The 12,722-nt window shown below is 42.7% G+C and carries 10 protein-coding genes; all 10 read left to right on the plus strand.

Translation table 11 applies throughout. The annotated features are described in order from the left end of the window. Nucleotides 1-12: 12 nt before the first annotated feature. Nucleotides 13-2,286, plus strand: coding sequence for a hypothetical protein (locus K6V30_RS23585; RefSeq protein WP_005858571.1), 2,274 nt, complete (start codon nt 13-15; stop codon nt 2,284-2,286). A gap of 184 nt (nt 2,287-2,470) precedes the next feature. Then, entirely contained in the window at nt 2,471-3,703 is a 1,233-nt protein-coding gene (locus K6V30_RS23590) for an AAA family ATPase (protein ID WP_005858569.1), read from the plus strand. Then, nucleotides 3,700-4,203: a hypothetical protein gene (locus tag K6V30_RS23595; RefSeq protein WP_005858567.1), complete on the plus strand. Its 504-nt coding sequence runs from the start codon at nt 3,700-3,702 to the stop codon at nt 4,201-4,203. The genes K6V30_RS23590 and K6V30_RS23595 overlap by 4 nt, the downstream gene beginning before the upstream one ends. 107 nt (nt 4,204-4,310) lie before the next feature. Then, on the plus strand, nt 4,311-5,291 hold the full coding sequence (locus tag K6V30_RS23600; RefSeq protein ID WP_005858565.1) for a hypothetical protein: 981 nt from the start codon (nt 4,311-4,313) through the stop codon (nt 5,289-5,291). A gap of 490 nt (nt 5,292-5,781) precedes the next feature. Further along, entirely contained in the window at nt 5,782-6,402 is a 621-nt protein-coding gene (locus K6V30_RS23605) for a TetR/AcrR family transcriptional regulator (protein WP_005858563.1), read from the plus strand. A 4-nt stretch (nt 6,403-6,406) separates the two neighbouring features. Further along, nucleotides 6,407-7,546, plus strand: a complete 1,140-nt coding sequence (locus tag K6V30_RS23610; protein WP_004288704.1) for a StlD/DarB family beta-ketosynthase — start codon at nt 6,407-6,409, stop codon at nt 7,544-7,546. A gap of 236 nt (nt 7,547-7,782) precedes the next feature. Then, on the plus strand, nt 7,783-8,307 hold the full coding sequence (locus K6V30_RS23615) for a TetR/AcrR family transcriptional regulator (protein ID WP_005858561.1): 525 nt from the start codon (nt 7,783-7,785) through the stop codon (nt 8,305-8,307). 196 nt (nt 8,308-8,503) lie between these two features. Beyond that, nucleotides 8,504-10,843, plus strand: a complete 2,340-nt coding sequence (locus K6V30_RS23620; protein ID WP_005858559.1) for a hybrid sensor histidine kinase/response regulator — start codon at nt 8,504-8,506, stop codon at nt 10,841-10,843. Further along, nucleotides 10,824-12,143: a sigma-54-dependent transcriptional regulator gene (locus K6V30_RS23625; protein WP_005858557.1), complete on the plus strand. Its 1,320-nt coding sequence runs from the start codon at nt 10,824-10,826 to the stop codon at nt 12,141-12,143. The genes K6V30_RS23620 and K6V30_RS23625 overlap by 20 nt, the downstream gene beginning before the upstream one ends. Before the next feature lie 308 nt (nt 12,144-12,451). Next, nucleotides 12,452-12,646, plus strand: a complete 195-nt coding sequence (locus K6V30_RS23630) for a hypothetical protein (protein WP_005858555.1) — start codon at nt 12,452-12,454, stop codon at nt 12,644-12,646. Nucleotides 12,647-12,722: the final 76 nt, after the last annotated feature.

Raw genomic sequence — 12,722 nt, forward strand, 5'->3', positions numbered from 1 at the left:
ATTTTTTATATTATGGACATTTTTTCTAAAGAAATTATTATACCTATAACGGCAGCCATACTGGGCATTGCCGTTCCCTTGTTAATTGGAGTTATTCAGCGGATAGACGATAAGTATGAATCTACCCGCCTGATACAACTCTTTATGAACGAAAGAAGCACAAAGCATTTTCTTGGCTTGCTCGCTATTACCATATTTTTACTGTTCTATCAATTGGTCGCTCCACCTAACTATTTTGATTTCGGAGTTCTTACAAAGTACATAGATTATTCTGCCATTATTCTCGCGACAATATTCTGTGTACTGCTAACATTCAGTATATTTATGATTTTCAGGCTTATCTATATCTATAATGTACCTGAAAAGCTGCAAAAGCATTTGATAAAAAGAAACAATATCCCACAAGATACCAGAAAAGCGTGGTTCGAACTTTTTATTGCCATGCTCAAACAGAACAATGTGGATGTATTGCGCGATTGCTATCAGGAATTGTATGACTGGATCATATCTTTACGTGCAGGTAAACAATGGACGTTAATGGAATATCCGCCGGAGTTATACGAAGGCATTGTCTCCATTAATGAGCAGCTGTGCATGCAACAAAAGGAAGCGGTTTCCATCAAGAACGGAAATGATATAGTCAATGCAATGCTGGATGATTTTCAGTTCACCATAATGCATCAGAATACCTACCGTACGATTTGGACTTGTTTGAACCAGCAATTGTTTTACAAGCGCAGCGAATGGATTCTTAAATATTGGGGTGCAGCCCATTCACACTTGTTTCTTCATCTTACATCTTTCCAACTTGATGAACGTATAAACGTTCCCTACACTTCATCTGGACAAACTGTTGCAAACAGCCAAATGGTAGAGCTTAGGCAGAAAGAACGGAAAGAATTTAAGGAGTTTCATATCGCATTAGGTGGACTTTTGTTATATAGAAAAGAATATGAACTTTTAAATCAAATATTGTATTACACTAATAGCCAACCCCCTCATTATGTACTGATTCCAAGTTCACTGGCTGAAATTATTCCACTGTATATGGACTTGCTCTCATTCAGTCCCGATTCAATGTACAAATACGAGCAAAAATATCCATTTTTTGGTCTTCAGGCTGGCGTACGCAACAATAGCATCATCAATGGCTGGATACAGAAATACTTGTATATCCTAATGTTACGTCTGGCAACACTTAACCGCACCTATGTTTACGAGGATTTTTATTCACTGCCGGCTCTTCCTGAATCCTTATCCGAAAAGAACGAATGGCTGGAAAATGTTCCGATTATCCTGAAACAGATTGAGCAGAATTCCATTCCACTGGAAGACATCACAACAATACTGCCATTGGATCAGTCGTGCATATACAGGGCTAAACATAAGCTGAAGAATGCACTGGAGTCCCTTTCCAATTCGCTTACTTCAACAATACAACATCAAAAAGTTACTCAACAGCTGTCTGAAGATGAAATTCAGGATTTTTACCAAATAGCATCAGATAGTATTGGCAGAGAAATGAAGTGGATTACAGAAGTTTCTGTCATAACTGATGATGAGTACAAAAGCTGTAACAAGTTCAATTGTGTCGGAAGAATACGTCAGCTGATGCCGGCAGAGGCATTCTGTACGGATAAAACAATAGGATATGTCAATTTTAAGGAGTCTTTCAGTGCTGCTACACTATACTCTTTCAAAAACTGCTGGCTCCGAAGCTTCCAGTATCAGCCTAAAAGTGAATATAGGGTTTTTCCGGAGAATCTTGACAAGGCCTTCCAGACTTTAAGATTGACCGACAAACAGATAATCATCGGATTCCACTTCAACTGGTACAATGCTTATCCTCAGAATTTACGAAAGGAAAACGAGTATAAGTTCAAATCCCCTGACAACAGATTGTTGTATAGTCTGCCTGGAGATCATACAGTCGAATTTACAAATACTGTGATTATTCTCAACAAGTCAGACCTGCCCAAACTGAAATTACTTGATCCGCCTTCCACACTAAAGGACAAGTTTCATTTGAAATGTATCAATGAACAATACAAGTTATATGCCTCTGTAATCAAATTATCCGAAAACAAACCTCTTCTGAATGAATATATCAGTTCGGGAGCATACTTGGAAAAAGAATTGAAACAGATGGCATTGGTTTGTACAGAGCTGGACGCACAGATACTATGGAAGCAGAATATACCTGTTGTCATGATTAAGGTGCTCGACCGCTTTATTGACAGCGGCAATGAAAATCTTTCCGAAATCCGTCCGTTCAATGCCGACTGATACACATTCGGATATCAGAATGACACTTCTGACTATTAGAAAACCATCATAAAACATACAGGTTAAAAATTGGAAAAACAAAGAATTGGGAAGACCTCTATGTTCACTGCAAATGAAACACAACATTCATTAGGTCGTTTCATTTAGAAACACTATCTTTGTAACAGGTCTATACAATAAATATATGAGTAGAATCAAGATTAAAAACTTCGGTCCGTTGAAAGAAACAGCATCTGTAACGGACGGATGGATAGATATAAAGAAAGTAACCGTTTTTACGGGTAACCAGGGTAGCGGTAAAAGTACGGTTGCCAAACTGGTTTCCACCTTTACATGGATGGAGAAGGTCTTGACACGGGGTGATTTCAAGGAGAAAGAATTTACCGCCGCCAAGTTCAAGAACAAGTATTGCGGTTACCATCGTATTTCCAATTATTTCATAAAGGAACAGACTGAGATTTTCTACGAAGGGGATTCCTACAAGTTTACCTACACGAAGCAAGGCGAACTTGTCATAGAAAAGAATGAGAATGCATTGGACAGCTATGCCCTTCCTCAAATCATGTACGTTCCTGCCGAACGGAATTTCATCAGCATGGTCAACAAACCGAATCTGATTAAGGATTTGCCGGATGCCTTGCTAGGTTTTCTTACGGAATATGACAAAGCCAAACAACGCATTAAGAGTAGTCTGGAACTGCCTATCAATCATGCGCAACTGGAATATAACAAACAAAATGACATTGTTTATGTCAAAGGTGAGGACTATAAGGTGAAGTTGATGGAAGCGTCCAGCGGATTCCAATCCATCGTACCGCTTTATTTGGTTTCTTTACATTTGTCCGAATCTGTAAAAAGTCAGGCGAATAGTGCCCAGAAGATGAGCAGCGATGAAGCGAAACGCTTCGAAGCGGAAGTTGCGAATATATGGAACATACCGAACCTTACGGACGAGCAACGGAGGATTGCCCTTTCAGCCGTTTCTGCCAGATTCAACAAATCGGCATTTGTCAACATTGTAGAAGAACCGGAACAAAACCTTTATCCGGAATCGCAATGGATGATAATGAAACAGTTGCTGGCTTTTAACAATGCTTTGGAAACAAACCGTTTGGTAGTTACAACACATAGCCCATACCTTATTAATAGCCTGACCGTCGCTGTCAAAGCCGGTATGCTGTTGGCTGTAGGTAATCTTTCCTGTGAGGTACAAGAAAGGATAAATGCTATTTATCCCATAGAAGCTGCCATACACCCTGACGAAATCGCTATTTACGAGTTCAACGAGGTCGAAGGGACAGTAACAGTACTGGACACATATCATGGGCTTCCTTCCGATGAGAACTTCCTCAACAGGATGCTGGAGAGAACAAACGAAGATTTTGCCGATTTATTGGAAATACAACAGGAATTATGATTGACTTCTTCCCGACACAACATATATCATCATCAAACAGACGCAAATTCGGTATATGCGACCGGCCGGCTCCTGCCGCTGAAAAAGCATATATTGCAGAAAGACAGGGGCAGGATTGGATTGCGGCAGTGGACAATTATCCTCAGGTAAAGGTGAATTTCGTACCGGTTGACCATTGCATTGAACTGCGCAGGGCGGACGGGAGTATGGACAACCGCTGCGACGGCTGCCTGTTTTATAGAGATACGATTATATTTGTAGAGTTGAAACAAAGAAAAGGCAAGGGTAATCAATGGATAAAAGACGGCGAACAGCAGTTGCGTTCTACCATTGGTTATTTTGAACAACAGGAAGAGGCACGGAATTTTCCCATAAAAAAAGCCTACATAGCCAATAGTGAAAAACCTTTGTTCAGAACCGGTCAGGCAGTACGTATGGAACGCTTTTTCTCGGAAACAAACTATATACTGAGAATCGAGAACAGAATAAATATTGAATAATTGGTTGACCCTGCAGTGATTTTCGGCGAAAAACGGAACTCCGGTACGAAACTTGATGCCTACATTTGCACTGTTAACAAAATGTTTCACTTAAAACCTGTTGATTTATGGACTATATCCAAAAGATTAAGTTGCTGAACGAGTTGATGCTCAATGCAACACCGCAAAATGTAGATTTCATGCCGCAAAACGGCAATTATTGTGTGGCACTGATAGCTACGCGACCTGTTCACACTTGGGGATACCAAAAGCGTAACTTCAAGATTAAGGGACGCTTGGAAGAAGGCAAGACGGTCTCTGCCGATTTGATAGCGGAAAATGAAATGCTTTTTGGCGTGGAAGACCTGCCTTACGTGGCCCACGAGGGTGACCGTACCCCTATCTTCAAGATAATTCGTGCTTCCATTTTCTGTGCTTATGCGGGGTTGCAACTTACAGACCTGCATTGGGGGATGCGGAAGATTGCCTGGTCAGATTATCCTTTCAAGAGACCGGATAAGGAAGAACAGGCAAAAGCAGAAGTCAGATTTATGAAACGTCTGGCATCGGTAATGACTGTTCCGGATCATTGTGTGGTAGGACGTTCCGTGGTAACCCATCTCACTTCCACCCGTTTGCGGGATGTTATGCTGTACAACAAGGAGTACGAACCGTCCTTATATGGAAAGATAAAGGATTCAATAGAATCCTTATTTCCCTTTATTCCGGCAAAGGATCATGCCGATAATGTGGTTCCCGATGTATTTGTTTCGCAACAGGATTGGGAAAATCCTCGTGACACTTATGAACATCAGGTTATCATACTCAATGCCAAAAGCAAAAAGAAAGAACAGTTCTGGTGGGATTACTTGAAACTCAATATTTTCCTGAGCGATTTGGAGTATTATTTCGGCTACTATATTTTGATGAACCGTTGGCAGATTCCGATGATTCAGAGGTGGATTGCCGAATATCGCGAAAAAGGTTTCTTCGAGTCCCAGCGTGCGAAGGATTATATTCTGTTCTATTTGAAAGCCGGAGAAAAGACACCGGTTCGTGTTTTAAACTCACAGGGGGTGCAGGTTAAGATGAAGATGCCTTCAAGATAAGCCGGTAACATAATGTTTCTCATAGGGAAAAGCGGATTATGTATATTTCATAGGCATTTCTTTGCCGATAGAATGCATAATTGGCCTTTCCCTTTGTTTTTATGGTATATATTTATACTTTTGCCGTAAAAAATACCATCCGGTCGGTATTTTTTAGGGATATGGTGGAACAGGGATAGAATCCGGTTGCCAGAAGATGGAATAACAAAGACATAGAGGAACATCTCTGTTTTGAAATTCCACTTTCTGTTTGGGTTCCTCTATGCCGAACAAACCGACTAATCGGCTTATTTGAAGACAAATATAAGCAAAAAATAATATATGTATAAGAAAAAAAAGAAAAAGGCATCGTTGGCATTTATTTCATAAACTGGTATGTATGGTCATAAATGATTTAATGGTAATTGGGTAGGACATATTTAATTATACTAAAAATGAACGTGTTTTCACTCAAAAGACCTACTTTTGTATGATACTAAAAAACAAGGTTATGAAAGGAGTAAAAGGCTCAGAAACAAAAAGATTAATCAGGGAAGCTGCATACAAACAGTTTCTGACAAAAGATTACAACACGGTTCCCCTGAAGGAGATAGAAAAAAGTCTGAATTTATCAAGAGGATGTATGTCATATCATTATCCAAGCAAGCAAGAACTGTTTATTGATGTGATTGATTTTTACATTTTTCACAAACAAGATGCCAAAAATAAGTTCAAGGACATTTCTCACACCTCTCTGCTTGAATTTATTGATTATTACATAAAGAAGGTGGAGGAAACGATGAATGCAATGAGGATCTATCTCATAGAAAAAGAGAAGACCAATATTACACGTGCATATCTTAACTTGATTTTGCAGGCAGAATATTTCTATCCGGGATTTAACGAGGCTTTCAACGAAATAACAAATAAGGAGATTAAATTATGGGAAAGAATATTTGTGAAGGCTGTTGAAACAAAAGAAATAAGATCCGATGTTAATCCTTCTACATTGGCTTTGACATTTCGAATCCTGCTGTTTGGAAAATGTTTTCAGGATGCATTGGTGAATGGATTGCGAATAGAAGAACTGAAAGTAGTTCTTTATAATCAATATGAACTAATTAAAAATTGAACTAATGAAGAAAGATGTTTTTATTACTGGGCTTGCAAGCTTCTTTCCGAACTCTCCTGTTTCCAATGATGAAATGGAAGAGTTCTTGGGACTCATTTCTGGAAAACATTCCAAAGTGCAACGGATAGTTTTAAAGCAAAATGGAATTAAACGGCGATACTATGCCTTAAACAAAAATCAAGAAATCACACATACAAATGCAGAAATGGCGATGCTGGCTATACGTAAGTTGCTGGCATTGACCAATAAGAGCCAAAAGGACATTGAGTTGCTTGCTTGTGCTACTGCGACCCCTGATCAGATTCTGCCTTCTCATGCGTCTATGGTACATGGGCTTTGGGAAGAACCTGTTGAAATATTCTCTTCTGCTGGAGTTTGTCTGTCTTGTCTGCAAGCGCTGAAAATAGCTTATTTGAGCATAGCTGCATCAGAAAAACAGAATGCAATATGCAGCACATCTGAATTGGTGTCAGCAATGCTTTTATCCAAAAACTTCGATATCGAATATGAAAGATGCTGCAATTTGGGCACCAATCCATATATGGCTTTGGAAAAGGACTTCCTGCGCTTTATGTTAAGCGATGGTGCGAGTTGTGCATTATTGGAAAATCATCCGGGAGAAAAGGGCGTATCTTTAAAGATTGAATGGATAGAAATGGATTCATATGCCAATGAAACCCCTACCTGTATGTTTGCCGGAGCTGTCCGGAGGGAGGACGGTGAACTGAAAAGCTGGAAATCTTTTGAAAGTCAGGAATTGGTCGATGAGTCCCTTATGGTTATTAAACAGGACATTAAACTTTTAGGGACGAAGTTGATGCCGTTATGGATTAGACATATTAAATCATGTCTGAATAAACATGGCATGACTCCTGACGATGTGGATTATGTAATACCTCACTCTTCGTCAATGGTTATTTATGGTAATCTCATTGAAGCGATGAAAAACGAGAGTTTTGAATTGTACAAACGAGAGTGGTTTACCAATCTTACCTGGGTGGGAAATATCGGATCGTCAGCAATACTGGCTGCCTTGGATGAGTTCTGTTCTACCCGTAAACTCAAATCCGGTGAAAAAATACTGCTGCTTGTCCCTGAAAGCGGACGCTTTTCTTATGGAACAGTGCTATTAAGTGTCGTATAAATTTGGAAATAAACGATAAATAACGTATTTTTGCGCTGTTAAAACGACATAGTATAGTATCATATATCATCTTCCAAACGAAAAGTGGAAAATTTCAAAGAGACAAGATGGAATATGACAGCTTGCGCTATATTAAAATATATAGCACAGGTGCGTCACTTCGTCTCTAGGTATTCCACTACCATGTTTGGATGTTGATTGCGTCTGTGCTATTTTTTTATAATATAGGCAGTAGGATGGACCCGAATTTGAAACAGCGGATTATAGAGGAGGCATACAGGTTATTCATCACAAAAGGAATGAAGCAGACCTCATTCTGTGATGTGGCTGTTGCCGTGCATAAATCCAAAGGGGCTGTCATACACTACTTTCCTTCCAAAAAGAAACTGATTGATGCGGTTGTCAGAATGCGTTTTTTCCCCGACTCGCAGATTTCTTGTGAAATGTATTCTTTGGCTGACAAGGATTGGAATGAGTTTTTAAGGCAATACAGAAATCCGATAGAACGGGTGATAAACAGTTTTCCCGAACATCTGAATGGCAATCTCCTGATATGTTATATGCAGTTTGTTTCCTCCGCCCATGAATATATGGACGAATTTCCACAAATGTATCAGCAACTTCTTGTCCGGGAACAGGACTTTCTTTCCAATGTGGCTTATGGTCATAAAATAAGTTTGAAGGATGCCAAGGCGTTCAGCAGACAGGCATTGAACACTTCTATTGGTAAGACTTTCTTGGGGATGTTCTCAGAAATTTAAGCCCGCATTCCTTTCCTTTTCCTCCCTTTCAGTTCATTCCGTTGTCTTTTAGACTGATAAATGATAAAACTTTACTTGCTGGAACCTGTTTTTTTTCATTATTCTTGGAAAAGGCTTATCTTTGCAAAATAAACCGACCAGTCGGTTTATTTTGCAAAGAATTTTAATAGAATATAATGAATTAAAAAGTGAATAATTGGAAAGTAGGAATAAATTGTTGAAATCTTTGCGCCTGCAACCGCTTCTTGCCAAAATAGCGGTAGGATATATGGCCAAGATTGTAGTCATAAGTGGTATTGCTTACGTTGGCATCTGCGAATGGAAAGAGACTAAGGCTAGGGAAATGGAAGTACGGATGATTAACCGGAAAAAGCATGAGATAAATGATATATACGTGAAAATGCTCAGGCTTTCTTTCTTCTGTGAAACCTTTATGGAGTGGAGTGAGCAGGATTTTTTATCATTTCAGAAACGGAGACGGCACATTGACAGCCTGTTGTGTAGCTTGAGGTACTCCTCTTCCGGCTCACATACAGACAGCATCCGTAATTTGTGGAGAGCCAAGGAGCGGTATATGCGGGAAATCATATATTGGGTACACAGGCAGGAGGAAGCCGACCGGGAAATTGCAGCGAAGATTCCGGCCATTGCCAGACAGAGTGAACGGGAAAATGCCCCAAAAGGGGGATTCCTGAAGAGGTTGTTCGCAAAACGCCACAGGGCGGATTCTCCTTCTGCCGCCTCCATGCTTCATGAGCTTAATCGGAGCGTGGTTGGCAGACAGCAGGCGTATGCCCGGAAGCTGGCAGAACGGACGGACAGCTTGGATGGGATGAACAGAAGGCTGAATGTGCAGTTGCGGCAGATGATTGAGAATATGGATGGAACGGTACAAGCGGACTTGAAGAGACAGGAAGAAGAAGTTGCGGAAGCCGGGAAACGGTCATTTGCCACGGTCATCGGTCTGACGGCATTCATGGTTTTGCTGCTGATATGGTCCTATATGGTGATACACCGGGATATGATGCGTATAAACCGTTATAAAAAAAGGCTGGAAGGCACAGTCCGTCAGTTGGAGCAGACCGTTCTTGAAAACGAGGAACTGATTGAGGCAAGAAAGAAAATCATGCTGGCCGTAACCCATGACTTGCGTGCGCCGCTTGCTTCTATCAGCAGCTATGCGGAATTGCTTTCCACGGAAAGAGAAGTGTCGAAGTGCAGGGAATACAGCCGGAACATACGGCAGGTGGCGGGACACATGTCTTCCATGCTGAATTCCCTGTTGGGATTTTTCCGGTTGGAGAGTGGCGGGGAAAAGGCCGTTCCTGTCCCGTTCAGGTTATGTTCCGTCACCGAGATTTTGGAAACGGATTTTATGCCGCTGGCGGCAGGAAAAAACCTTTTGCTGAACGTGCTGAGTGCCGGAGATGCGGTTGTTATAGGAGATAGGGACAGGATAATACAGATAGGAAGCAACTTGTTGTCCAATGCAATCAAGTTTACGGAGCGGGGAAGTGTAACGGTTCGCACACAATTTGACCAGGGCGTATTGACGCTTATCGTGGAAGATACCGGCACCGGAATGGACGATGAGGAGCAGACACGCATTTTCACTGCATTCGAGAGGCTTCCCAATGCGATTGCGGAAGAAGGGGTCGGACTGGGACTTTCAATAGTAAAAGGTCTGGTCGGATTGTTGGACGGCAGGATTGAAGTGGCAAGCCGGAAAGGGGTGGGCAGCCGGTTCACTGTCTGTCTTCCTTTGGCTGTGGCAGAGGAAGCGATGGCGGAGAGCGGCAGGAGCCGGATTTCCGTACGGTCCTATACGGTACTGGTATTGGACAATGACACCGTTTTGCTGGCGGCAATCAGGGAAATGTTTGCGTATCACGGGGTGGCTTGCACGGTATGTGAGAACACGCGTGATCTGATGGAGCATGTCCGCAGCCGTAGTTATGACCTTTTGATTACGGATTTGAAAATGCCCCGGACAAACGGATTCGAGGTGTTGAAGCTCCTGCGCATGGCCAATGTGGGAAATTCACGGAGCATTCCGGTTATCGCGAGTACCGCATCGGGAAACTGCGATACGGGGGATTTGTATGCGGCAGGGTTTTCGGGCTGTTTGAAAAAGCCGTTTTCCGCCGAAGAACTTTTGCAGGTATGTACGGAATGTCTGGGAAGTGAAAGGCAGTCTGAACAGATAGACCTCGATGCCCTGCTGAAATATGGGAACAGGCGGAAGATGCTGGATACCCTGATTCGGGAGACCAGGAAGGATATGGAGGCTATGGCTGAATGTGCAGAAAAGAATGATCATGAGGCACTGAAAGAATGGATACATCATCTGACAGGCTCATGGGAGATCATTCATGCCGGCAAGCCGCTGCATGAGTTGTTCGCACTGCTTCAGGATTCGGGAGAGTTTTCTGTGGACGAGTTCGGGCGGACTGTACAGCAGGTATTGGAAAAAGGAAAAGAAATAATATGTTTGGCACAACAGGCTAAGAAAGCTTATGAGAGTAATTGTTGTTGAGGACAATGTCTTGTTCTGTAATTATATCTGCAATTTTTTGCAGAAGGCGGATTTGGATACTGTAAGGACTTACAGGCTGGCACAGGCTAAGAAGGTCATTGGGACATCCGTCCGTGAGGATGACATCGTATTGGCGGATTTAAGATTGCCTGACGGGGAAAGTACCACGCTGTTGCAGTGGATGAGGGAGAACGGCTATATGCACCCGTTCATCATGATGACTAATTATGAAGAGATACATTCTGCGGTTCATACCATGAAGCTGGGTGCGGAAGATTATATCCTCAAACCGCTGGTTGAAACCAGGCTGCTGCCCGTAATCAAAAAAATAAGGACGGTGAACGAGGCTTTCACCAAGGTAATCTATGAACGCAAAAGCACCCCTTTTTGCGAGTTGAACCGGTACATTCACATGGTAGCGCCGACGGATATGACGGTACTGATATTGGGAAGCACCGGAACGGGAAAGGAACACCTGGCAAAAAAGATTCACAGGCAGAGCCTCAGATCCGGCAAGCCGTATGTAACGGTCGATTGCGGCAGTTTGTCCAAAGAGCTGGCACCTTCCGCCTTTTTCGGCCATGTCAAGGGGGCGTTTACCGGAGCCACAGAGGAAAAGGCAGGATATTTTCAGGAAGCGCAGGGAGGCACCCTGTTCATGGATGAGGTGGAGAACCTTTCGATAGAAACGCAGCGGATGCTGTTGCGTGCCATGGAGGAACGGCGGTATCGTCCGGTAGGCGGACAACGGGACAGGCTGATGGATGTGCGCATCATTGCGGCCACCAATGAGGATTTGCAGGAGGCTGTTGCGGAAAAGCGTTTCCGGAAGGACCTGCTTTATCGCTTTCAGGATTTTACCATCACCGTACCTGCATTGCATAATTGCCTGGAGGATATACTGCCTTTGGCGGATTTTTTCCGGGAGCAATCTTGCGGATTGCTCCGGAAAGAGGTCTTGGATTTTGACGAACCGGCAAAGAAGATGCTGCTGGGATACAGTTGGCCGGGAAATGTACGGGAACTGAAGCAGGTCATTCATGCGGCGGTATTGATATGCAAAGGAAAACTGATTACCCCCAATTCCTTACGGCTCCAATATGCGGGAGAGCCCGTTTCTGACCCCATGGGGAAAGAGAAGATAGACAAGTGTTTGCAGAAAGATGAAAGAAGAAACATAGAACAGATCAAGACGGCTCTTTCCATCTCTAAAGGGAACCTGACACAGGCAGCGGCCTTGTTGGGAATCAGCCGCCCGACCCTTTACAAGAAAATGAGCCTGCACGGAATTTCCAGATAGGTTTGTTTGCGATACAGTTTTCCCCCTCATCAAAGGAAAATCGAATTTGTCTTGCCGGCCGCATTTGCCGAATCTTTTCGTGGAAATTTTCCTTGCGGCTTCGCCGTGGAAAATTTTCACGAAAAAGAATGCGGCGGCAATCCAGATTCGATTTGAAAAACGATTACAGGGGCAAACTGCGACCGATGTGACGCATGGATAAAGGATATGGGCTGCTTGAAGAGGCCGTATTTCATAATCCATGAAATTCCACATATCCAGCCGGAATACAGGTCTTATGAAAGTCTTGCTGTAAAAAAGCGGAAGGCATGAGAAGACAGGGGGCTTCAGCTCCCTCTGTTCTGCATGGTTTTGTCTTGCCTGCCCGCCTGCTCTTTTCTGGTGTCGGATGCGCAGGCTTTTTCCCTTCTGCCTCACGTATCTTCTCTCTTTCCGTTTATTCACTTCCCTTCTTCTCCGTTCACGGTTTAGCCGTTGGGAACAGTCATGTTTATGACATCTGACGACATTTGATGACATCTGATGACACCTTTTTGAAAATCAGCATATTATTTGGAAATACCCCATACCTTTGAAGCG

It is taken from the genome of Bacteroides faecis (assembly GCF_020091505.1).
Classification (GTDB): Bacteria; Bacteroidota; Bacteroidia; order Bacteroidales; family Bacteroidaceae; genus Bacteroides; species Bacteroides faecis.